Annotated in this window: 24 protein-coding genes; 7 read left to right on the plus strand and 17 right to left on the minus strand. The window is 60.1% G+C overall.

All coding sequences use genetic code 11. The features are described from left to right. Positions 1 to 529: 529 nt before the first annotated feature. The 17 genes from IIY41_RS07490 to IIY41_RS07570 form a co-directional block, all read right to left on the minus strand. A complete protein-coding gene (locus IIY41_RS07490) occupies positions 530 to 1,063 on the minus strand; it encodes an inorganic diphosphatase (RefSeq protein ID WP_009324619.1) in 534 nt (177 codons plus the stop codon). Positions 1,064 to 1,296: 233 nt separating this feature from the next. Further along, positions 1,297 to 2,115, minus strand: coding sequence for a histidinol-phosphatase (locus tag IIY41_RS07495; protein WP_256290048.1), 819 nt, complete (start codon positions 2,113 to 2,115; stop codon positions 1,297 to 1,299). Continuing rightward, the gene (gene hisIE, locus IIY41_RS07500; protein ID WP_256290046.1) at positions 2,112 to 2,789 is read right to left on the minus strand and encodes a bifunctional phosphoribosyl-AMP cyclohydrolase/phosphoribosyl-ATP diphosphatase HisIE; all 678 of its coding nucleotides are present in this window, start codon (positions 2,787 to 2,789) and stop codon (positions 2,112 to 2,114) included. The genes IIY41_RS07495 and hisIE overlap by 4 nt, the downstream gene beginning before the upstream one ends. 172 nt (positions 2,790 to 2,961) lie before the next feature. After that, complete coding sequence (locus IIY41_RS07505) at positions 2,962 to 3,129, minus strand: hypothetical protein (protein WP_009324625.1); 168 nt, start codon at positions 3,127 to 3,129, stop codon at positions 2,962 to 2,964. Between the two features lie 24 nt (positions 3,130 to 3,153). Continuing rightward, positions 3,154 to 3,909 (minus strand): imidazole glycerol phosphate synthase subunit HisF, encoded by a 756-nt coding sequence (gene hisF, locus IIY41_RS07510; protein WP_050004905.1) that lies wholly within the window; start codon positions 3,907 to 3,909, stop codon positions 3,154 to 3,156. A 4-nt stretch (positions 3,910 to 3,913) separates the two neighbouring features. Continuing rightward, positions 3,914 to 4,636 (minus strand): 1-(5-phosphoribosyl)-5-[(5-phosphoribosylamino)methylideneamino]imidazole-4-carboxamide isomerase, encoded by a 723-nt coding sequence (hisA, locus tag IIY41_RS07515; RefSeq protein ID WP_009324629.1) that lies wholly within the window; start codon positions 4,634 to 4,636, stop codon positions 3,914 to 3,916. Positions 4,637 to 4,706: 70 nt separating this feature from the next. Further along, positions 4,707 to 5,327, minus strand: coding sequence for an imidazole glycerol phosphate synthase subunit HisH (gene hisH, locus IIY41_RS07520; RefSeq protein ID WP_050004906.1), 621 nt, complete (start codon positions 5,325 to 5,327; stop codon positions 4,707 to 4,709). Positions 5,328 to 5,343: 16 nt separating this feature from the next. After that, positions 5,344 to 5,940, minus strand: coding sequence for an imidazoleglycerol-phosphate dehydratase HisB (gene hisB / locus IIY41_RS07525; protein WP_009324633.1), 597 nt, complete (start codon positions 5,938 to 5,940; stop codon positions 5,344 to 5,346). A gap of 30 nt (positions 5,941 to 5,970) precedes the next feature. Beyond that, a complete protein-coding gene (gene hisC / locus IIY41_RS07530; RefSeq protein ID WP_009324634.1) occupies positions 5,971 to 7,050 on the minus strand; it encodes a histidinol-phosphate transaminase in 1,080 nt (359 codons plus the stop codon). A 28-nt stretch (positions 7,051 to 7,078) separates the two neighbouring features. After that, positions 7,079 to 7,294, minus strand: a complete 216-nt coding sequence (locus IIY41_RS07535) for a hypothetical protein (protein ID WP_055081174.1) — start codon at positions 7,292 to 7,294, stop codon at positions 7,079 to 7,081. Between the two features lie 23 nt (positions 7,295 to 7,317). Then, entirely contained in the window at positions 7,318 to 8,604 is a 1,287-nt protein-coding gene (gene hisD, locus IIY41_RS07540; RefSeq protein WP_050004908.1) for a histidinol dehydrogenase, read from the minus strand. Then, the gene (hisG, locus tag IIY41_RS07545; RefSeq protein ID WP_009324641.1) at positions 8,601 to 9,218 is read right to left on the minus strand and encodes an ATP phosphoribosyltransferase; all 618 of its coding nucleotides are present in this window, start codon (positions 9,216 to 9,218) and stop codon (positions 8,601 to 8,603) included. The genes hisD and hisG overlap by 4 nt, the downstream gene beginning before the upstream one ends. Next, on the minus strand, positions 9,212 to 10,345 hold the full coding sequence (locus IIY41_RS07550; RefSeq protein WP_009324643.1) for an ATP phosphoribosyltransferase regulatory subunit: 1,134 nt from the start codon (positions 10,343 to 10,345) through the stop codon (positions 9,212 to 9,214). The genes hisG and IIY41_RS07550 overlap by 7 nt, the downstream gene beginning before the upstream one ends. Positions 10,346 to 10,730: 385 nt before the next feature. Next, positions 10,731 to 11,183, minus strand: a complete 453-nt coding sequence (locus IIY41_RS07555; protein WP_050004910.1) for a hypothetical protein — start codon at positions 11,181 to 11,183, stop codon at positions 10,731 to 10,733. 55 nt (positions 11,184 to 11,238) lie between these two features. After that, a complete protein-coding gene (locus IIY41_RS07560; protein ID WP_158555360.1) occupies positions 11,239 to 12,054 on the minus strand; it encodes an SH3 domain-containing protein in 816 nt (271 codons plus the stop codon). 217 nt (positions 12,055 to 12,271) lie between these two features. After that, complete coding sequence (pepT, locus tag IIY41_RS07565; RefSeq protein ID WP_050004913.1) at positions 12,272 to 13,489, minus strand: peptidase T; 1,218 nt, start codon at positions 13,487 to 13,489, stop codon at positions 12,272 to 12,274. A 102-nt stretch (positions 13,490 to 13,591) separates the two neighbouring features. Continuing rightward, positions 13,592 to 14,971, minus strand: a complete 1,380-nt coding sequence (locus IIY41_RS07570) for a hemolysin family protein (protein WP_058722855.1) — start codon at positions 14,969 to 14,971, stop codon at positions 13,592 to 13,594. A gap of 309 nt (positions 14,972 to 15,280) precedes the next feature. Between IIY41_RS07570 and IIY41_RS07575 the strand changes: the two genes are divergently transcribed. From IIY41_RS07575 to IIY41_RS07605, 7 genes are all read left to right on the plus strand, one after another. Beyond that, the gene (locus tag IIY41_RS07575) at positions 15,281 to 16,327 is read left to right on the plus strand and encodes a polysaccharide biosynthesis protein (protein ID WP_009324652.1); all 1,047 of its coding nucleotides are present in this window, start codon (positions 15,281 to 15,283) and stop codon (positions 16,325 to 16,327) included. Then, positions 16,317 to 17,453 (plus strand): polysaccharide biosynthesis C-terminal domain-containing protein, encoded by a 1,137-nt coding sequence (locus IIY41_RS07580; RefSeq protein ID WP_278659535.1) that lies wholly within the window; start codon positions 16,317 to 16,319, stop codon positions 17,451 to 17,453. Before IIY41_RS07575 ends, IIY41_RS07580 begins: the two co-directional genes overlap by 11 nt. Positions 17,454 to 17,455: 2 nt before the next feature. Beyond that, positions 17,456 to 18,595, plus strand: a complete 1,140-nt coding sequence (gene wecB, locus IIY41_RS07585; protein ID WP_009324657.1) for a non-hydrolyzing UDP-N-acetylglucosamine 2-epimerase — start codon at positions 17,456 to 17,458, stop codon at positions 18,593 to 18,595. Positions 18,596 to 18,646: 51 nt separating this feature from the next. Then, positions 18,647 to 19,876, plus strand: coding sequence for a glycosyltransferase family 4 protein (locus IIY41_RS07590; RefSeq protein ID WP_123157726.1), 1,230 nt, complete (start codon positions 18,647 to 18,649; stop codon positions 19,874 to 19,876). A gap of 67 nt (positions 19,877 to 19,943) precedes the next feature. Further along, positions 19,944 to 20,657 (plus strand): glycosyltransferase family 2 protein, encoded by a 714-nt coding sequence (locus IIY41_RS07595; protein WP_287400231.1) that lies wholly within the window; start codon positions 19,944 to 19,946, stop codon positions 20,655 to 20,657. Further along, positions 20,654 to 21,061: a DUF2304 domain-containing protein gene (locus IIY41_RS07600; RefSeq protein ID WP_055081179.1), complete on the plus strand. Its 408-nt coding sequence runs from the start codon at positions 20,654 to 20,656 to the stop codon at positions 21,059 to 21,061. The genes IIY41_RS07595 and IIY41_RS07600 overlap by 4 nt, the downstream gene beginning before the upstream one ends. A 408-nt stretch (positions 21,062 to 21,469) precedes the next feature. Continuing rightward, the gene (locus tag IIY41_RS07605; protein ID WP_058722858.1) at positions 21,470 to 22,969 is read left to right on the plus strand and encodes an MBOAT family O-acyltransferase; all 1,500 of its coding nucleotides are present in this window, start codon (positions 21,470 to 21,472) and stop codon (positions 22,967 to 22,969) included. The last annotated feature ends 12 nt before the right edge of the window (positions 22,970 to 22,981 follow it).

Consider the following 22,981-nt stretch of genomic DNA (forward strand, 5'->3'; position numbering starts at 1 on the left):
CACAAAACTGGTACTTCCAGTGCGGGCGGTAGAAACGGCAGGTACCGCAGTCCTCCGGCGCTCCGGCCTCGCCGCTGTCAAAATGATCTGCGCCCGGTCTCGTCTGCATGAGCTGTTCAAAGGCCCGGTCACTGCCGGAAGTAAAGTACATAGGCGGTCGCCTCCTTTCTGGTTTTGGGCGCAAAAAAAGCGGCGTCCTGATCTCCCCAAAGGGGAAAAGAGAACGCCGCCGTCTGCGGTGTCGTGTTCGATTTTCGATGTGTCACTATTTGGGCGGTGGGCTTCACGGGAAGCGGAAGCGTGTCAAAGCTCAATCCGAAAGTAGTAAATCGGTAGTAAATTCAGTTCTTATATCCCGTGAAATGCCCGTATTTCCGGGCTTTTTGGAGATAATCAGAGTTGTTAACAGAAAAGTATAAGTGTATGTCTTTGGTCTGTCAATCCCGCCCGCTGCAAAGCGCAAATAAATCCAAGAAAGCACAAAAAAGCCCGCGGCGCGGGCAGCGCCGGGGCATGCATTTTGTCGGGTTCAGCGGCAGAATTTTTCGATATAATTGTCCAGACAGTTCTGAATGATGCGTTTCGCCTCATCCGGCCCCTGTTCCTCGTCCACCACCGTAGTCTTGCCTTCCAGATTCTTATACACACTGAAGAAATGGCGCATCTCGCTGAAGATATGGCTGGGCAGCTCCGATATGTCACGGTAGGTGTTGTAGGTGGGGTCCTCAAAGGGGATTGCAATGATCTTCTCGTCCATTTTCCCCTGATCCTGCATGGTGATGACGCCGATGGGATAGCACCGTACCAGGCTCAGCGGCGCAAGCACCTCGCTGCACAGCACCAGCACGTCCAGCGGGTCGCCGTCGTCCGCAAAGGTGCGCGGGATCAGACCGTAGTTTGCCGGATAGTGGGTAGAGGTATAAAGGATGCGGTCCAAAATGATATGGCCGGTCTCCTTATCCAGCTCGTACTTTTTCTTTGAGCCTTTTTCAATTTCGATCACCGCGATGAAGTCTTCCGGGTTAATGCGCGATGGGCTGATATCATGCCAGATGTTCGTCATATTCGTGTCCTTTCTTCTGTGCGGGCCGGGGCCTCCCGCCCCGCATACTTCCGCGCCGCGGAATACCGCAAGAGCTCCGTTTCACGCAAGCATTATACCATCCGCCGCGCGCGGGTGCAAACAAAAGAACGGCGCACCGGTGCAAAGCATTTCCCGGCACGGCAACAAAATTCTGTACGATACGCACAAATCAAGCCATTGAATTTCGTCAGGATGTTCACGCACCGGCTGCGTCACAGCGGTTTTTCCACAAACATGCCGTCCTCCAGCACCGTCACAGCCGTAAAGCCGATATCCCGCAGCAGCGCCAGCGTTTCGTCAAAACGGAAGCGCACGGCTTCGGTGCAGTGCGCGTCGGCGTTTACAGTGACGCGTGCGCCGCTTTTCCGCAGGGCTTCCAGCAGAAAGCGCGAGGGATACGGCTCACCGCAGTAACCGCGGAACATGCCGCCCGTGTTCACCTCAAAAACAGCCCCGGTGGCGGCGCAGGCGTCCAGCGCCTCCAGCGCCGCAGTACGGTAAACCGGGTCCGCTTCATCAAACAGGTGTCCGCCGCAGTTGTTTTTTTTCACCAGGTCGAAATGGCCGATGATCTCCGGCCGGTATTTCCGGACGTTTTCAGCCACAAGCGCGTAATAGGCCCGGGCCATGGCCAGCGCGTCGCCGCCGAACATCTGCGTCACACAGGCGTCCAGAGCCTCCGGTGCGCCGTCCACGGCATAATACCGGCCTGTGGCTTCGTCCCGCAGGTAATGCACAGAGCCAATGATGTAGTCCAGCGCCGCGCGGTCGTTCACCGGAGCGAACCAATCAGCTTCCATTCCCACGGCAATGCGCAGACGGCCCGCGTATGCCTTTTGCAGTGCACGCAGCTCCTGCACATAGTGTTGCTCCGATTTGACGGAATAATCCAGATCAAACGGCGCATAGCTGTGGCCGGAAAAGCCGAAATCCGTGAAGCCGGCCTCCAACGCGGCCCGGGCCATTTCCTCGGGCGTGTTCCTGCCGTCGCACAGATTTGTATGGTTGTGTGTGGAGGATGTCAGTCTCATTGCATCGTCTCCTGTTTCACCTTATGGTCAATGACATGGCGCGACGCCAGCTCGGCCCGGATGTCATCCAGCGTGATGCCTTCTGCGACCATCAGGACCAGCACATGGTAACACAGGTCGGAAATTTCGTAGATGGTTTCCTCCCGGCTGCCCTTCATGGCCCCGATGATGACTTCGGTGCATTCCTCACCCACCTTTTTCAAGATTTTTTCCCGCCCTTTTTCAAACAGGTAGGTGGTATAGCTGCCCTCGGGACGCTGGGCATTGCGGCCCTCCAGCAGCGCGTACAGCGCCTCCAGTGAAAACCGCTGCACCTCCTCGTCCCGGAAAAGCAGATTGGCAAAGCAGGAATCCGTGCCCAGATGGCAGGCGGGACCGTCCTTAATGACTTCCACCACCAGCGCGTCGCCGTCGCAGTCCGCCGTGACAGACACCACATGCTGCACATTGCCGCTCGTCTCGCCCTTGCGCCACAGCTCCTGCCGGGAACGGGACCAGAAGCAGGTGCGCTTTTCCCGCAGTGTGATGTCCAGACTTTCGGCGTTCATATACGCCACGGTGAGCACCTTTTTCGTGTAAAAATCCTGCACGACGGCGGGGATCAGCCCCTTTTCGTCGAATTTCAGCTCTTGTGTCGTCATTGCTGTTTTCTCCTTTTTAACAATGGGAAACATACTTTTTCAGCAGCCTTGCCGAATCTCTCGGCGCCGCAGGGGCAGCAGCGTCCCGCCGCTCGCGGTTCTGCATCAGCGAAAAACCGTTCCCCCGGCGGACCTGCCGAATCTCTCAGCGCCGCAGGGACGGCAGCTCCCCGCCGCATATCCATAAGCCTCCATTGAATTTCCGCTATACATCCGTCAGAATCTTCAAAACGGCAGCCGCCGCGTCCAGAATTTCTCCGGTTTTCCGGTTCTTTTCCTCCTGCCTGCGTTCTTTTGCAAAAACGGCTTGCTGCCGTTCGCGCTGCTGCGGCGTCAAGTTGTCTTTAAAAATCGGGGTTCCCCGTTTTTTCATTCCGGCACGCGTTCCTCTCCGCATTCACAGCCGCACCGGCACGCCGTTTTCAGTTAAATACCGCTTCAAATTTCCGATATCCACCTCGCCGAAATGAAAAATGCTGGCCGCGAGGCCCGCATCCACGCCCGGCAGCGTGAACAGCGTTTTGAAATCCTCCATTTTGCCCGCGCCGCCCGATGCGATGATGGGCAGCGACACACGCTTCGACAGGGCTTCCAGCATCTCCAGGTCAAACCCCCGCTTCACGCCGTCGGTATCGATGCTGTTCAGCACGATCTCCCCCGCGCCCCCGGCTTCGCCGCGCACAGCCCATTCCAGTGCGTCCAGACCGGTATCCTCGCGCCCGCCTTTTGTGAACAGGTGGTATTTGCCGTCCACGCGGGCCACGTCCATGGAGAGCACCACACACTGGTCGCCGTATTTCTTCGCAGCCTCTCCGATGAGGGCCGGGTCTTTGATGGCCCCGGAATTGACGCTCACCTTGTCCGCACCCGCCTTGAGCACCCGGTCGAAATCCTCCAGCGTATTGATTGCCCCGCCCACGGTGAGGGGGATGAATATCTGCCGCGCCACGTCCCGCAGCACGTCTGTGAACAGACCGCGCCCCTCCACACTGGCCGTGATGTCGTAAAATACCAGCTCGTCGGCGCCGGCGTCGTTGTAGCGCCGCGCAAGCGCCACGGGGTCCTCAACGTCCTGCACGCCCTTGAAATTCACGCCCTTTACCACGCGCCCGTTTCGGATGTCCAGGCACGGGATGATACGCTTTGTCACCATAGAACTATTCCTCCCCCGCCGCGGCCAGCACATCCGGCAGGGCCAGCGCGCCCGTATATACGGCTTTCCCCACAATAGCCGCCTTTGTCCCCATTGCGGCCAGCGCGCGGATCTCGCTCAGTGACGAAATGCCGCCCGACGCCGTGACGCCGAGGCCCGGCACCTCCCGCGCCAGCGTCTCATACACGGACAGGTTCGTGCCCTGCATCGCGCCGTCCCGGGCGATATCGGTGTATATCACGTTTCGCACGCCCGCTTCATATACCCGCCTGCAAAAGTCCACGCCCTGCGTGCGGCTCACGTTCAGCCAGCCGTCGGTGGCCACAAAACCGTCCTTCGCGTCCACGCCCACGGCGATTTTTTCTCCGTATTTGTCCACCATGCGCTGCAAAAACGCAAAATCGCGCAGTGCGGCGGTGCCCAGGATCACACGTCCCGCGCCCTGCTCCAGATACGCGCGCACCCGCGCCTCGTCGCGAATGCCGCCGCCCACCTCCACAAACATGCCTGTGGCCGCGATAATGGCGGACACCGCGTCGAAGTTGGAGAGCGCGCCGTCCTTCGCGCCGTCCAGGTCCACAACGTGCAGGTACTTCGCCCCCTGCGCCGCAAAGCCGCGCGCGGCGGCGGCCGGGTCCTGCCCGTACACCTCCACTTTTCCATAGTCTCCCTGCGTCAGACGCACCACCTGTTTGTCCTTCAGGTCAATCGCCGGGAATATCTGCATGGCCGCTTCTTCCTTTCTGCGCCCCGGCGGCGCGCACGCCGCCCGCGGGCCGGTTTCTGTATTTTTCCCGTCACAGCGCCGCAAAAGCCCGCAGGATGCGCAGGCCGGCTTCTCCGCTTTTTTCCGGGTGAAACTGGCAGCCGTACACATTGCCCCGCGCCACCGCGCCGGGCACCGTCACGCCGTATTCGGCGCCGGCCACCAGCGCGTCCCCGCAGCCCTTGACATAGAACGAATGGACGAAATAGACGAAATCGCCCTCGCGCGTATTGGCCATCAGCGGGTTTTCCGGCCTTACCAGATGCAGGCTGTTCCAGCCGATGTGCGGCACCTTGTAACTAAAGCCCGCCGCCGCGAGGTCCGGTTCCAGCGGGCAGACGCTGCCCGGCAGCAGGCCAAGGCCCGCGTGCTCGCCGTACTCATAGCTTTTTTCAAACAGAAGCTGCATGCCAAGGCAGATTCCCAGCAGCGGCTTGCCGTTTTCCGCCTGCCGCTCAAGCTCGGGCACAAGGCCCGTGGACGCGAGCTTTTCCATCGCGTCGCCGAACGCGCCGACCCCGGGCAGGATGATATGCGACGCCTCGTCCAGCTCCCGCGCGCTGCGCGTGACTTTGTTTTCCAGCCCCAGATACGCCAGAGAGGACGAAAGGCTGAACAGGTTGCCAACGCCGTAATCGATCACCGCGATCATATCCGTCCCTCCGCATTCACAAAATCGTCCCCTTGGTGGATGGGATCTCAAGCGCGTATTTTTCATCGATGGCGACGGCCTCTTTCAGCGCGCGGGCCAGCGCCTTAAACATGCCCTCGATGATATGGTGGCTGTTTGTGCCCGCCAGGCGGCGCACATGCACCGCGCAGCCCAGGCTGCGCGCGAAGCCCAGCAGGAATTCCTCCACCAGCTCGGTGTCGAAATCGCCCACCTTTTCGGTGGGGACCTCCAGCGCATAGCCCACGGCCGGCCGCCCGCTGATGTCCACAGCCGCAAGGATGAGCGCCTCATCCATGGGCAGCGTACAGGTGCCGTAGCGGTTGATGCCGGCGCGATCACCCAGCGCCTCGCTGAACGCGCGGCCCAGCACGATGGCGATATCCTCCACGGTATGGTGATAATCCACCTGCACGTCGCCGCGGCAGGCGAGCGTGAGGTCGAACCGGCCGTGGCGGCTGAACAGCTCCAGCATATGGTTCAAAAAACCGCAGCCCGTGTCCACGTCGTAAATGCCTGAACCGTCCAGATTCAGCGTCAGGCTGATCTCCGTTTCGTCGGTGCGGCGCGCGGATTTTACGATGCGCATGCTCATGGCAAACCCTCCTGTTTCGTGTGTTTTTTGTCAGCGCGCGGCGCTGTGCCGCGCGTCCAGTATCTGCTTTGTCACATCCACAAGGCGCTGCATCTGCGCGGCGGTGCCGACGGTGATGCGCACCCAGTTCTCGATACGCGGCAGCGTAAAGTGCCGCACAAGAATGCTGCTTTGCCGCAGCGCTGCATAATATTCTCCTCCGGAAACAGCCGGATGCGCGCCCGCGAACAGAAAGTTTGTTTTGCTGTCTGTCACTGTGAAGCCCAACGCGCGAAGGGCCTGCGCCGTCTCGTCCCGCACGGCGGCTACCTGCGTGCAGCAGCGCGCGAAGTAGGGTGCGTCGGCCAGCGCGGCCTCGCCCGCCAGAAGCGTCAGGCGGTTGATATTATAGGGGTTGAAGCTGAATTTGACGGTGTTCAGGTCCGCGATGAGCGCCGGGCTGCCCACGGCATAACCCAGCCGCGCGCCCGCGAGGCTTCGGCTTTTGGAAAAGGTGCCCACCACCAGCAGATTGTCGTACCGGCCCAGCAGGCAGGCGGCACTCTCTCCGCCGAAATCCACATAGGCCTCGTCCACCACCACCAGGCGGTCCGGGTCCTGCCGAAGGAGCGCCTCGATCTCCGCCAGCGGCAGGCACAGGCCCGTGGGCGCGTTGGGGTTTGCCAGGAACACCGTGCCCGGCACACCCGCATAATCGCCTGTATTCACCGAAAAATCCTCCCGGAGCGGCACCTCCTGCGCCGCGATGCCGAACAGCTGCGCGAACACCGGGTAAAAGCCGTAGGTGATGTCTGCGAATGCCGCGCCCTTTTCGCAAAACGCGAGGAATGCAAACGCCAGAACCTCGTCCGAGCCGTTGCCCGCGAACACCTGGTCCCGGCCCACGCCGAACGTCTCTGCCAGCGCGGCCAGAAAATCCGCGCACGCGGGGTCCGAATACAGGCGCAGGTTTTCTGCCGCGCGGCCGTTCAGCGCCTCCAGTACCTTCGGGCTGGGCGGGTACGGGTTTTCATTCGTGTTCAGTTTGATAAGGGTTTCCACGCCCCGCGGCTGTTCCCCGGGCGTATAGGGCGTAACGGCGCGCAGCGCGCCCGCCAAAAAACGGCTCATGCGTTTCTCTGCCTCCCTGCACCAAAAATCATTTTTCCTGCCCGCCGGGGCAACCGCCCGGGGATTGGGCATCGCTTTGTGTTTCGGCAGGCGCTTCTTTACGCTGCAGCGCCCGAAGAATGAACGCCGCCGCTGCCGCAGCGGCGAAAACTGCTCCCACACCGGGCCAGTTCAGCCAATTCCCCAGCAGGCTTTCCGCCACAAAGCCCACAAGCACCGTCACGATGAACGCAATAAACTCCATTCACGTTTCCCCTTTGCTTCGTCTTACTGCCCGTCCTCGAACCGGATGGACACGCTGCGCGCGTGAGCGGAAAGCCCCTCGCGCTCGGCAAAATCGACGATGCGCTCCTGCACCGCGCCCAGCGCCTCTTTCGTGTAATAAATAAAACTGGATTTTTTCACGAAATCATCCACGGAAAGCGGGCTGGAAAAGCGCGCCGTCCCCAGCGTGGGCAGCGTGTGGTTCGGCCCTGCGAAATAATCGCCCAGCGCCTCGGGCACGTTTTTTCCCAAAAAGATGCTGCCCGCGTTGCGGATGCTGTTCAAAAGGCTGAACGGGTCGTCCACGCAGACCTCCAGATGCTCGGGCGCGATCTCGTTGGCGATGTCCACGCCCTCGGCCATGTCCCGTGCAATGATGATCTTGCCGTTGTTGTCGATGGACGCGCGGGCGATGTCCGCCCGGGGCAGCAAGGGAATCTGCCGCTCCAGCTCCGCCGAAACCGCCCCGGCCAGCGCCTCGCTGTCGCACACCAGCACCGCGGTGGCCAGCCTGTCGTGCTCGGCCTGGCTCAGCAGGTCCGCTGCCACATAGGCGGGGTTCGCCGCAGCGTCGGCCAGCACCAGTATCTCGCTGGGGCCTGCGATCATGTCGATGTCCACGATGCCGTATACCCGGCGCTTGGCGGCGGCCACAAAAATGTTTCCCGGGCCGACGATCTTATCCACCTTCGGCACGCTTTCGGTCCCGTAGGCCAGCGCCGCCACGGCCTGCGCGCCGCCCATTTTGTAAATGGCCGTCACGCCCGCCACCCTTGCGGCCGTAAGAATGGCCGGCGCCACACTGCCGTCCTTTGCGGGAGGCGTTACCATTATGATCTCCGAAACGCCCGCCAGACGCGCCGGAATAGCGTTCATCAGAACGCTGGAGGGGTAGCTGGCCGTGCCGCCGGGCACATACAGGCCCACCCGCTCAATGGGCGTCACCTTCTGGCCCAGCACCACGCCGGGCGTGTCGTTGATGACAAAATTTCGGCGGATCTGCCGTTTGTGGAAAGCCTCGATGTTGCCAGCGGCCATCGTCAGCGTCCGGATGAATTCCGGGTCCGCCGCTTCGTAAGCCGCGTCGATATCCGCCTGCGCCACGCGCAGCCCCGCCAGCTTCACACCGTCGAATTTTTCGCAATAGCGCAGCACCGCCGCGTCTCCGTTTTTCTTCACATCGGCCAGAATATCCGCCACCGCGTCCTCCACGGCCTGCGTGCTGCCGGATTCTCCCCGGTATAAAATATCCGCGCGGGCCACTTCCCCGCTTTTGAACACACGAATCATAGCTTTTCCCTCAACTTCCCGCAGATGCCGTCGATGACGCCGGCGCTGAACTGATAGCTCGCCTTGTTTGCAATGAGCCGCGCGCTGCTTTGGGCCACGTCCGCGAACACGCCCAGATCGTTCTCCTTCAGCGTCGTGCCTGTTTCCACGATGTCCACGATCACATCCGAAAGGCCCAGAATGGGCGCAAGCTCGATGCTGCCGTTCAGCCTGATGATCTCGATCTGGCGGCCCTGCGCCTCGTAATACTCTTTTGCCACGCGGGGGTACTTCGTCGCCACGCGCAATGGCAGCGAAAGGTCCTCCTGCCAGCCGTTTTTCGCTGCCACAGCCAGACGGCAGCGGCCCAGCTGCAAATCAAGCAGCTCATATACATCGGGCTGTGTTTCCAGCAACACGTCCTTGCCCACCACGCCGATGTCCGCCGCTCCGTGCTCCACATAGATGGCCACGTCGCTGGGCTTCACCAGCAGGTACCGCACGCCGCGCTCCGGGTTTTCAAACACCAGCTTCCGGTTGTCCTCGTAAATGGCCGCGCAGTCGTACCCAATGGAGGAAAACAGCCCGTATACCTTGTCGCCCAAGCGTCCCTTGGGCAAGGCGATATTCAGCATATGCCGCCACCTCCTGTCACGGGGACCGCTCCGTCCGGGCCAAGGCGCAGCGTCTGGCGCACACGCAGGCCCTCCGGCGCGCTCTGTTCGGCCCTTACGCTGCGGCCGCTTTTTAAAATGCTCTGTACCGCCCGCGCCACCTGCGCCGGGCTTTGGCCTGCATCATACAAAAGAAGAGTGTCTACGTCGTAATCGGATTTTTCCGCAAACGCCCGGCCCAGCCCGCCCAGGTACAGCGCGAAGCCCACGGCGGGCTGCGGCTTGCCGAAGCGGCGCATCAGGTTGTCGTAACGCCCGCCCGCCAGCACGGCCCGGGGCACGCCCCGGACATAACCCTTGAACACAACGCCGTTGTAGTAGTCGATGTCGTTGAGCGTGGAGAAATCCAGCCGCAGAGTATCCGCCGCATCCACAGCCTCCAGCGCGTCGTACAGGCTCTGCAGCTCGCCGCAGGCGTCCGCCATGCCCGGCGCGGCCACCAGCGCGCGGGCGGCGTCCAGCGTTTCGGGGAAGGGCCCGGCCAAAGCCGCCAGCGCGGCAAGCTGGCCCGCCTCTTCCTCCGTGCAGCCGCTTTCGGCCGCGATGGCCCGCAGCGTGTGGGCGTTTTTGGCCCGCAGCGCGTCCAGCGCGGCGGCGCGGGCTTCCTCCCTGACGCCCAGCACGTCCAACAGGCTCGTGATGAAGCCCATGTGACCCACGTCCAGAACACTCTGCGGACCAATGGCCGCAAGGCTGCGCACGGCCAATTCAACGGCCTCAGCCTCGGCATAGCCGCCCTGGCCGCCAATGAACTCCAGGCCCATCTGGCTGATCTCCCGGTATTCGCCGCTCTGCGGCGCCAGACGGAACACGTTTTCCACATAATACAGCTTGCTGGAAACAGCGTCCGGCTTCGTATGCTTGACGATGCTCATGGTAACGTCCGGCTTCAGAGCCATCAACCGGCCCGACGCATCGGTGAAGGTAATGATCCCTTCGCTTTCGAGAAAGTTTTTATTCTCCCGGTACAGGTCATAGGCTTCAAAATTGCTCATCCGGTAGCGGCGGTAGCCGCGCTGCTCGAACAGTCCGCGCAAAAGCAGCGGCACCTGTTCGTCTTTCGGCAGACGTCCCGTTTCGATCTCCATTGGCGCTTGCCCCCTTTGTTCTGCGGCGCGGGCGGTCCCGTGCAAAGCCGGCTCCCGCTTTCGCCGTCCACGGCGGCGTTTCCGGCCGGTGCGGCCGCTCCGTTTTCCGTGATAAAAGCAGTATAATACAGCCGTTCGCTTTAGTCAAGTAAATTGGTAAAGCATTTCAAAAATTTTTATGCTTTTCTCCAGTTTACACATTCTGCGCCGAAAAAGAAAGCCGCTTTTATGTGGAATGATAAAAAGCGCGCTCCGCAAAGCCATAAGACCGGACGGAACGCGCTTTTATACGACGGAACAGCATGCCGTGGCAGCCGTCCCGCATGGTTCTTTTTTACTTACAGCAGCTCCGCCACGCGGTTTTGAACCGCCGGAAAACCGTGGTTCAACTGTATGTCGGCAGCTCACTTTCGCCTGTATCCACCGCTTCATAAGCACAGCCATCCCAGCAGCCTCCAATATCCGCCGAGGTGAAATAATCCTGCTGTTCTGCGGGGAGCTTCAATCGGCCTTTCTTAACAGCCTCTGCGCAATAAATAATTTCATAGCTTGTATGATCCGAAAGGTTGAACCTGAAGCTCGTTACCGCTCCCCCCACGACCGGCTCGGTCTTTCGGTCGCTCACAGGCAGTTCCGAAAACACGGCGTAAAGCTCGCTGATAGCATCCGCCTGCGTTATGATCTTTTTTTCAGCGGAGGCCGGAACGACATAATGGTACATTTCAACATTTTCCACGTCCGAGGCTGCAAACGGAAGGCTGATGGTCATTGCTTTTCCACAGCCGGATAACAGCGCGCAAAGCGTTATTGCCAAAATGGATATCGCTGTTTTTCTCATGGACAAACACTTCCTTTAAGCCCCGCTTTCAGTTTCTTCGAGCCCGTTTCACCGCTCAATCATAGGCGATATAAAGATAGGAAACATAGCCCGCCTTGCCGTTGTAAGCCACCCTGGCCCACTCATTCTCCTTGTTGCCGTAGCACTGTACTACGGTGCCGTTGGGAATGGTGAGCAGTTTTTCGGCCGTTTCGCTGGCAGAGGCGCGCAGGTTCAGGCCCGTGGACGCACGCACGGTAACGGGAACCAGCAGATAGTCCTGAGAAACATAACCTGTTTTGCCGTTGTAGGTCGTTTTCACCCAGCCGTCCCCCTGAGAAATGCAGGGCAGCACGGTGCCGTCCGGCACGGTGAGCAGTTTTTCGTAGCTTTCGCCCGGGCCGCTGCGCAGGCGCAGGCCGCCGTCCGCACGCACCTTTCCGTCATACAATAAGTACACTGCCGAGACATAGCCTGTTTTGCCCTCGTAGGTCGTTTTGGCCCACCCGCTCTGCCAGCCGGTGCACTCGATGTGCGTGCCGTCGGGGATCGTAAGCAGCTTTTCGCTTTTTTCGCTGGCGGATGCGCGCAGACGCAGGCCGCCGTCCGCGCGTACCGTAGCGCCGCGGCGTGTGCTCTGCGTGGGCGTGGCGGCCGCGGAGGACGAAGCGGCAGAGCTGGACGCCGGCACGCTGCTTGCCGCCTCCGATGACGCCGCGCTGCTGGAGCTTGCAGGCTGCGACGATGCGCTTGCCGGCGGTACGCTGGAGCTTGCAGGCGGTGTTGAAACGCTCTGCGGACGCGAAGACGAGCTGTCATCCTTTGAACACGCGGCAAACAGCACAGCGGCACAGAGCGCCGGTGCGAACAGCTTCCATACAGTTTTTTTCACAACAAAGCACTTCCTTTCCCTCTGGGGCATCCCTTTGTTTGTTATACGTCCGGCAGGAACAAAATATTTCATATTTCCGCATGTTTTGCGCAAATTTCACAAAACGCAAACGAAAAGAGGGGAGGCGCGGCCTCCCCGGTTTGTGCTTATCTGTCCAGGCCTCGCGCCCGCAGTGATTTTCAATGAAAGGGGCCCGCCCCTTTCAAACTATCCCCGCTCACGCCGCATACAGCGCGATGATATTTAAAATGATCTCCACGGCCTTGTCCATACTTTCTGCTGTGATACACTCGTAAGGCCCGTGGAAGTTATGGCCCCCGGTTCCCAGGTTCGGACAGGGCAAACCCATATACGACAGCCGCGCACCGTCTGTACCCCCGCGCGTCGCCTCCTCAAACCACTGTACGCCCGCCGCCTCGCAGGCCTTTTTCGCATTGTCAATGAGGTGCATGCAGGGACGGATCTGCTCCAGCATGTTGTAGTAGCTGTCCTTGAGCGCAAGCTCCACCCGCGCCGTGGGATACTTTTCCGTCATGGCCTTTTCCACGCCGCGCAGCAGCTCCTTGCGCGCCTCAAACTTTTCCCGGTCATGGTCGCGCACGATATATTCCAGACGCGCGGCAGCCGTGTCTCCGGACAGAGCGTCCATGTGGAAAAAGCCCTCCCGGCCCTCGGTGTGCTCAGGCACCTCCCGCGGCGGCAGCATGCCGTCGATCTCGCAGGCCAGCTTCAGCGCGTTTACCATGGTGTCCTTGGCGCTGCCCGGGTGTACCGAAACGCCCGTGATGCGGAACACAGCGGACGCGGCGTTGAAGTTCTCGTAGGATATCTCGCCCACCTCGCCTCCGTCCATCGTATAGGCATAAGCCGCCCCGAAGCCCGGCACGTCGAAATGGTCCGCGCCTTCGCCCACTTCCTCGTCCGGCGTGAAGGCGATCTTCACCGGGCCATGGGGCGCGCCGCTTTGCAGGAGCTGTTCACATGCCGTCAATATCTCCGCAATGCCCGCCTTATCGTCCGCGCCCAGAAGCGTGGAGCCGTCGGCCGTGATGAGCGTTTTTCCCTTCAGCTCTTTCAGGAACGGGAACTCGGACGTTTTCAGTACGCGGCCGCACTGCGGCAGGGCCACGTCGCCGCCATCATAATTCTCATGCAGAATGGGCTTCACATTCTCGCCGGAGAATGCCTGGGCCGTATCCATGTGGGCGATCCAGCCGATGGCCGGGCTTTTTTCGCAGCCGAGCGTAGCGGGCAGGCTTCCGTACACATAGCCGAAGCCGTCCACGCGCGCGTCGGCTATGCCCATTGCGCGCATCTCCTCCGCCAGCATCCGCGCCAGGTCCAGCTGGCGCTCCGTAGTGGGCGTTCGCCCCGTGCCGTCCTGGGATGTGGTGTGTACTTTTACATAATTCATCAGGCGTTCATAAGCGCGCATTGTTCAGCTCTCCTTTGTTTTATCGCCACACCGGGCTTTGTGGTTCAGGCGCCCGGACAAGTCCGTGCCCGGGTTTGCGCCTGCTTTCGTTCCGGGACAGGCTCACTTTTCCCCGTCCCTGTCTTTTTTGCGTCCGAAGCGGCGCTTCTGCTCCGGCGCGGGCTGCGGATCGGCCGTTTTTTCAGCCGTGCGGGTGATGGTCACCTTCGTCACAGCGCGGGGCGTGGCTTCCGCTACGGTGAGGGTATAGCCCAGTGTCTCCAACGGCAGCGTCTCGCCCGCCTGCGGGATACGGCCCAATGTCTCAGTGATGAAGCCGCCGATGGTATCACAGTCGGCATTTTCAAAAATGTCCTCGCCCAAAAGGCCCTCCAGTTCATTCACAGGCACATCGCCGCCCACCTCATACACGCCGTCCGCCAGCGTGACGACGGCATTGTCCTCCTCGTGCTCGTCGTCCAGATCGCCCACGATCGTCTCCAGCAGGTCCTCCATGGTTACCATGCCTTCCGTGCCGCCGTATTCGTCTACGACGATGGCCAGGTGCACACGCGCTTTCTGAAATGCGTGCAGCAGGTTGGAGCACGTCATACCCTCGGGCACATACAACACGCTTCGCATGTATTTTTCCGGCGTGGCGTCGGCATATCGGCCCGGCTCAAGCAGGGGGACAAGGTCTTTTACGAACACAGCGCCCACGATATCGTCCAGGTCCTCTTTATATACCGGGATGCGAGAGAAACGGTTTTCCGCCTGCAGCGCCACGATGTCCTGCAGCGTGGCCGTCACGGGCACGCCCACCACATCGGTGCGGTGCGTCATGATCTCGGACACCTTGCGGTCGTCGAACTCGAAGATGTTTTTGATCATCTCGTGCTCGCGTTCGTCCACGGTGCCTGTCTCCTCGCCGGCCTCCACCATCATCAGAATATCTTCCTCCGCCACCGGCTCCTCATCACTGGCCGGGCCGATGCCCAGCGGACGCAGCACAAGGTTGGTGGACGCGGCGATCAGCTTGATGACGGGCTTGCACACCTTGTTCAGCGCCCATATGACGCCCACGACCTTGAGCGCCACGCCGTCCGGATTCTTCATAGCGATGCGCTTGGGCGCAAGCTCGCCGAAAATCAGCATGAAATAAGAAAGAATAATGGTAATGAGAAACACCGTCACGCCGCGCAGCGTAGACGCGGGAATGGGAATGAACGACAGCGCGGAGACCAATGGGTCCGCGAAGCTGTCCGCGGCTGCGGCCGAAGCCAGAAAGCCGGACAGCGTAACGCCCACCTGAATGGTGGCCAGGAAGTCCGACGGAGCCTCGGTGATGACGAGCAGACGCGCGGCGGGCTTGCTGCCGCCCTCGGCCAGGCGCTTCATCTTCTGTGTGTTGACGGACACCACCGCAAACTCGCTCATGGCGAAAAACGCGTTGGAGGCAATGAGTATGACCTGCAGAAATAAACTGGGCAGGACTGTGTCCATAAAAATCGATCAATCTCCTTTTTTAATAATGGGAAGCTTTGTCTTTTTTGCAGCCGAGCTGAATCTCTTCACACCTGCAGACGGACAGGCTTGTTTTCGCACGCGCCTTCGTTGCGCAGGCCCTGCTTTCCGCCCCGCGCGCCGCTGCGCAGGACAGCTAAGAAAATAATACCAGAACCAAAGCGGACCGTCAAACGGCGAAATCCGTCAAAATCTTGGCATCCCGGGCGGATTATGGTATACTGTACAAGGTTATACTTTTCTTACGTGACATTACAGGGCCGCGCGCCCATTCTTGGAGGTTTCGATATGGAATCCACAGTATTTGCAGGCAAAACACTGCTCATCACGGGCGGCACCGGTTCTTTCGGCAATACGGTTCTCAAACACTTTTTATCCACAGACATCGGCGAGATCCGCATCTTTTCCCGCGACGAAAAAAAGCAGGACGATATGCGCCACGATTACCAGCTCAAATATCCGGAGCTGAGCGGCAAGATCAAATTTTATATCGGCGACGTACGCAATCCGGACAGCCTACGCGGCGTGATGCGCGGCGTGGACTATATCTTCCATGCGGCCGCGCTCAAGCAGGTTCCGAGCTGCGAGTTCTTTCCCATGGAGGCCGTGCGCACCAACGTGCTGGGCACCGACAACGTATTGACAGCCGCCATCGACGCGGGCGTAAAAAAGGTCGTCTGCCTCTCCACCGATAAAGCGGCGTACCCCATCAATGCCATGGGAATCAGCAAGGCAATGATGGAAAAAGTTATCGGCGCGAAAGCGCGCACCGTCAAGGCCGAGGCTACCACCATCTGCTGCACCCGCTACGGCAACGTCATGGCCAGCCGCGGCAGCGTTATCCCCCTGTTTATCGACCAGATCAAAGCGGGCAAGCCCATCACCATCACCGACCCGGAGATGACCCGCTTCCTGATGAGCCTGGACGAAGCCGTGGACCTTGTGGCCTTTGCGTTCGGGCACGCCAACCCCGGCGACCTGTTTGTGCAGAAAAGCCCCGCCTCCACCATTGGGGACCTTGCCAAAGCCGTGCAGAAGCTGTTCGGCGATACCGGCACGCACATCATCGGCACGCGCCACGGGGAAAAGCTGTATGAAACATTGCTCACCCGAGAGGAAAAAACGCGCAGCGAGGACCTGGGCGGTTATTACCGCGTGGCCGCCGACGGCCGCGATCTGAACTACGACAAATACTTTGTCAACGGCGAGGTGCGCACCCAGGCGCCCGAGGACTACACCAGCCACAATACCCGCCGCCTGACGGTGGACGAGGTCGTGGACAAGCTGCTGAGCCTTGAATATGTGAAAGAGGAGCTGGCCGCGCTTGGAAAATAAGAAAAAAACGCTGCTCATTACAGGGGCGGGCGGTTTTGTGGGAAAAAACCTTGTCGCCCAGCTTCGCAATGAAGGCTGGAACGACCTGCTTTTGTTCGACGTCGACACGCCAAAAGAGCTTCTGGCGGACTACGCCGCCCGGGCGGACTTTGTGTTCCATCTGGCGGGCGTGAACCGTCCCCAAAATCCGGATGAATTTTACGAGGGCAACCGGGGCTTCACCGAGCACCTGCTCGCCCTGCTGGCCGCGGCGGGCAACAAAGCGCCTGTGCTCGTCACCTCATCCATCCAGGCGGAGCTGGACAATGACTACGGCAAAAGCAAGCGGGAGGCTGAGGAGCTTATTTTCGCCCACGAGCGCGCCACCGGCGCGCCTGCGCTGGTGTACCGCCTGCCGGGCGTGTTCGGCAAATGGTGCCGCCCGTCCTACAACAGCGTTGTGGCCACGTTCTGCCACAACATCGCAAACGGCCTGCCCATCGACGTGCGGGACCCTGCATACAGCTTCCCTCTGGTATACATCGACGACGTGGTGGCCAGCTTCATCGCCGCGATGGAGGGGCGTGCCGCGCGGGACTGTTCCATTCCCGGCTACTGCCATCTGATGTGCGACGCCTATGATGTGACGCTTGGCCGTCTGGCGGAGCTGATTGAAAGCTTCCGCGGCAGCCGCGGCAAGCTGGACGTACCGGACATGGGTGACGCCTTCACACGGAAATTGTATGCGACATACCTTTCTTATCTTCCCACAGACGGCTTCTCCTATCCGCTGGACATGCACTGCGATGCGCGTGGCAGCTTTACGGAGTTCCTGCGCACCCCGGAGCGCGGGCAGGTGTCCGTCAACATTTCCAGGCCCGGCGTCGTAAAGGGCAATCACTGGCACCACACCAAAAACGAGAAATTTCTGGTGGTGAAGGGCGAGGGCGTCATCCGCTTCCGCCGGCTGAACACCGAAGCCGTGTACGAATACCGCGTCTCCGGCGATAAGCTGGAAGTGGTGGACATTCCCACGGGCTACACCCACAACATTGAGAATGTGGGCGAGAGCGATATGGTCACCGTGATGTGGGCCAGCGAGCCCTTTGACCCGGAGCGTCCGGATACCTATTTCCTTGAGGTGTGAACATGGAAAAGATTAAACTCATGACCATCGTCGGCACAAGGCCGGAGATCATCCGCCTTTCCGCCGTCATCAAAAAATGCGACCGGTATTTCAATCAGCTTCTGGTCCACACGGGCCAGAATTACGACTATACGCTCAACCAGATTTTCTTCGAGGATCTGGAACTGCGCGCGCCGGATTTTTACCTGAACGCCGTGGGCAGTGATCTGGGAGAGACCATCGGCAACATCATTGCCAAGAGCTATGCGCTGATGGCGCAGCAGAAGCCCGACGCGCTGCTGATTTTGGGCGACACGAACAGCTGTCTTTCCGCCATCGCAGCCAAGCGCCTGCACATCCCCATCTTTCACATGGAGGCCGGCAACCGCTGCTTTGACGAGTGCCTGCCCGAGGAGACCAACCGCCGCATCGTGGACCACATCAGCGACGTGAACCTGTGCTACTCTGAGCATGCGCGCCGCTATTTGAACGCCGAGGGCACGGCCAAAGAGCGCACCTATGTGACGGGCAGCCCCATGGCCGAGGTCCTGCGTGCCAATTTTGCCAAGATCGAAGCCAGCGATGTGCTGGAGCGGCTGGGCCTTGAAAAAGGGCGCTATATCCTGCTCTCGGCCCATCGGGAGGAGAACATCGACACCGAGAAAAATTTTCTCGACCTGTTCCGTTCCGTCAACCGTCTGGCCGAAGCCTACGACATGCCCATTCTGTATTCGTGCCACCCCCGCAGCAAAAAATTCCTCGAGCAGCGGAATTTCAAGCTGGACGCCCGGGTGCGGCTGCATGAACCGCTGGGCTTCCACGATTACAACCACCTGCAGATGAACGCCTTCTGCGTGGTGAGCGATTCCGGCACGCTGCCCGAGGAATCCAGTTTCTTCACCAGTGTCGGCCGCCCTTTTCCCGCGGTGTGCATCCGCACCTCCACCGAACGGCCCGAGGCGTTGGACAAAGGCTGCTTTATCCTTGCGGGCATCAGCGGGGGCGGCGTGGAGCAGGCCGTGGCTACCGCCGTGGCCATGAATCAAAACGGCGATTTCGGCATTCCCGTACCCAATTACACCGAGGACGTTTCCGTCAAAGTGGTGAAGATCATCCAGAGCTATGTGGGCGTTGTAAACAAAATGGTATGGCGCAAGGATTGATGCTTTGCCGTCTTTTTCCCACCCCGGAACACTGAAAAAAGGAGTTTTTGCGTGAAAGGCAAACGCATTCTTGTGGTGAGCCAGCACTACTGGCCCGAAAATTTCCGCATCACCGACATCTGCGCGGGCTTTGCGGAAGACGGCTGTGAGGTGGATGTATTGTGCGGCCTGCCCAACTATCCAAAAGGCGAGTGGTTTGAGGGGTACCGTTATACCGGCCCCCGGCGCGAGAGCCATGCCGGCGTGCAGATCTTCCGCGCGGGCGAAATACGCCGCAGGGGCAACACCTCCCTGCGCATCTTCCTCAATTATATTTCCTTCCCCGTTACGGCGCTGTTCAATCTGCCGCGCCTGCACGGAAGGAAATATGACGCCGTGTTCTGCTACGAAACCAGCCCCGTGCTGATGATGCTGCCCGCCGTCGTGTACGCAAAGCTGCACCGCGTGCCGCTCACCACCTACGTGCTGGACCTCTGGCCGGAAAACCTGTATTCGGTGATGCCTGTGCGAAACAAGGCGCTGCGCGCCGTGGCCGCGGGCGTTTCCCACTGGTTTTACCGCCGCAGCGAACGCCTTGTTGCCATGAGCCCGGCTCTGGACGAACGCCTGGCCGCCATCGCGCCCCGGGCGCAGCGCACCGTGGTGCCCCAATACTGTGAAGACCTGTATGCGCAGGACGTGCATGACGCGGCTCTGGAAAGCCGCTTTGCCGGGCGGTTCAACGTGGTGTTCGCGGGCAACATCAGCCCCGCGCAAAACCTGCCGCTTCTGGTGGAATGCGCGCGGCGGCTGAAAGCGGCGGACCGCCGGGACGTGCATTTTGTTATCGTGGGAGACGGCATGAGCCGCGACGCCCTTGAGCAGGAAATTGCCGCAGCGGATGTAGCGGATTGGTTCACATTCGAGGGACAGCATCCCGTAACGGATATCCCTGCCTATCACACGATGGCGGACGCACTGTTTGCCGCACTGAATGCCAGCGAGGACGTGGGACTGACGGTGCCCGCAAAAATCACCAGCTACTTAGCCGCCGGGCGGCCATGCCTTGTTTCGGTGAGCGGTGAAGCCGCCCGCGTGATGGACGAAGCCGCCGCCGGTTTAACGAGCCCCGCAGGCGACGTACACGGACTGTACGAAAACCTGCTGGCCCTGGCCGATATGCCGCCGGAGCGGCGCGCGGCCCTTGGCCGTGCGGGCCGGGCCTATTACGAAACCCATTTCCGGCGTGAGCCGCTGCTGCGGCAGCTGGAGGATTTTGTGCTTTCCGGTAAAAAAATGTAACAAAACCTTTTTTTGCCGCGTATTACTACTTGATACGGCGGGCGCGCCCGCCCAAAGAGGTGACGGTTTGAAGACCCTTGTGATCATCCCCTGCTACAACGAAGAAGAAAACCTGGACCGCGTGGTGGAACGCCTGCACGCTGCCGCGCCGGACGTGGATTACCTGATCGTCAACGATTGCTCCACCGACGGCAGCGCGGCGCTGTGCAGAGCCCGCGGCTACAATTACATTTCTCTGCCCGTAAACCTTGGCATCGGCGGCGGCGTACAGAGCGGCTACTTATACGCCCGGGAGCACAGCTATGACGTCACCGTGCAGATGGACGGCGACGGCCAGCACAACCCGTTGTTTCTGGCGGACGTGGTGCGGCCCGTGGCCGAGGGCAGGCTGGACATGTGCATCGGCAGCCGTTTTATCACGAAGGAGGGCTTTCAGACGAGCTTCATGCGCCGGCTGGGCATCAACTTCATCAGCGTGATGATCCGTCTTCTGTGCGGCGTGCGCATACTGGACACCACCAGCGGCTTCCGCGCCTGCAACAAGGAACTGACCGCCTATTTTGCTGACCATTACGCCCAGGACTACCCGGAGCCGGAGGCCATTATCACCGCTGTTCTGAACGGCTACCGCGTGGGCGAAGCCCCGGTCGTCATGGAAGAGCGCATGGGCGGCAAATCGTCCATCAGCCCTTTTAAATCGGTTTATTATATGGTGAAGGTGAGCATTGCGCTGGTGGTGTTCCGCATCACCTCCGGCAGACGGAAGGAGGGCCGCGCATGAACTGGCAGAGCATCAGCCCTATCCTGCGTATCGGCCTTTTGCTGGGTGCGGTGTGCTATCTTGCCCTCATCCTGTGGCTGCTCAAAAAGAAAAAGCTCACGGTGCGGTACTCCATCATCTGGCTCATTTCGGCCGGAGTGCTGCTCGTTTTCGCAGTATTTCCTTATGTCGTTCTGGTGCTGACAGACCTGCTGGGCATGGCTGTGCCCGTGAACGTGGTATTCCTCCTTGTCATCGCGTTCATCCTGCTTTTGCTGCTCAGCCTTTCCAGCATCGTCTCCGGCTTCGCGGAAAAGATCAAGCGCCTTGCGCAGGAAAACGCCCTCCTGGAAGAGCGCGTGCGCAGACTGGAAGCGCAGCTCGCGGCGCAGGATAAGCAAACGGAAAACGAAAAAACCTCGTAACGCGCCGTCCAAAGGCGGCGACAGCTTGTCAAAAACGCTGCGCTTTTCCGCCAAGCTGCTTACGACCAGGGTCTTTGGCCCCGTTCGCCGCGCACGGCGGCCTTCGGCGGCCGCTTCGCTCTACACATGCCTCGGCACTGGCCCTGCGGGGGCGTCTGCGCGCTAAGAGCCGCGCTTTCAGCGCGGTTGCCCGCAAGGGAGGCTTCGCACCGTTCCGACACGCGCCTGCGGGCGCAATCACCACCCCTTTTTGGCGGCATTCGCCGCGTGGCCTGCACTTTGCCGCGCAAAGATGCACGACTTTGCCACCGCCAGCTTTTTCCCCGGACGCTTCTTTTACTTCTTTGCCTTTTTCAACAGTCTGGTGCCGCCCATGGGCGGCGATCCTCCCCGGAAGGAGTTTTGCGCATGAGCAGCTTTTTCGCTGTTGCGTTCCTTGTGTTCCTGGCGGGCACGTGCCTGGCCTACTTCGTGCTGCCCAAGGCGGTGCGTCCCTACTGGCTTCTGGTGTGCAGTTACCTGTTTTATATGTACGACCCGGAAAATGCGGGCTTTGTGGCGCTGCTGCTTTCGGCCTCGGCCGTCACCTGGGCGGCGGCGCTGCTGCTGGAACGTCTGCGCGTCAAATGGATGCGCCGCGTCTGTCTGGTCGTGTCGCTGGCGCTGTGCGTGGGCTGTCTGTTCTATTATAAATATTTCAACTTTTTGGGCGAAACGCTGGCTGCGCTGCTGGATTCCTTCGGCCTGCATTATACGGCCCCCAGCCTGGATATTCTCGCGCCGGTGGGCATCAGTTATTTCACCTTTGCCGCGCTGGGCTATGTCATCGACGTGTACCGCGGCCGGCAGCGTGCGGAGAAGAACTTTTTCTTTTATGCGCTCTTTGTCAGCTTTTTCCCCTGTATCGTCACAGGCCCCATCGAGCGCGCGGAGCATATGATCCCCCAATTCAAAACGCCGCAGACCTTCGATTACGCCCGCGTTTCAGGCGGGCTGTTCCGCATTCTGTGGGGCTTTTTCAAAAAATTCGTCATTGCCAACACGCTGGGAACAGCGGTGGATGCGGTGTACGGCAACCCGGGTTACGGCGCATACACCGGCCCCATCCTGCTGCTGGCCAGCTTGCTGTATACTTATCAGCTTTACTGTGATTTTTCCGCCGGATGTGACGTGGCGCTTGGCGCGGGGGCCGTGTTTGGGTTTGAATTGACGGAAAACTTCCGCCAGCCGCTGCGCGCCCGCTCCTTTACCGAACTGTGGCGGCGCTGGCACATCAGCCTGACAAGCTGGTTCCGTGATTACCTGTACATTCCTTTGGGCGGCAACCGCCGTGGCAAGGCGCGGCAGTACATAAACCAGCTTGTTGTTTTCCTTGTAAGCGGTCTGTGGCACGGCGCCTCCCTGTCTATGGTGGTGTGGGGCCTTCTCAACGGCGTTTACCTGTGCGTGGGCAAGGCCACGCAGGACGCGCGGCGTAAATTGACGCGGCATAATCCGCTGTATCATTTCACGCCTGTGCGGCGCATTTTCCAGACCGCTGTTACCTATCTGCTGTTCACAAGCTGTATCATCTTCTTCCGTTCGTCGGAGGTGTTTGAAGGCAGTAAGGGCATTGCGGACGCGCTGTATATCTACGGCCATCTGTTTTCGGGCTGGGGCAAGCTGTTCACCGCGCCGGACGCCATTGGCCGCGCGCTTGTTTCCATCGGGCTTTCGGTGCAGACGGCGCTGGTACTGGCTGTGAGCATCCTTGTGGTGGAAACGCTGGAATCTGTGCAGGAGCCGGTGAACCGCACCATCCGCAAGGTACCCATCTTCCTGCGGTGGCCGCTGTATTACGCGCTGGTGCTGGGCATGCTGTTCTTCGGCTCATTTGCCAACTCGGGCTCTATTTACGGAAGGTTTTAAGGAGGACGGCAG

Source organism: Ruthenibacterium sp. (assembly GCF_017421385.1).
Lineage (GTDB): Bacteria > Bacillota > Clostridia > Oscillospirales > Ruminococcaceae > Ruthenibacterium > Ruthenibacterium lactatiformans.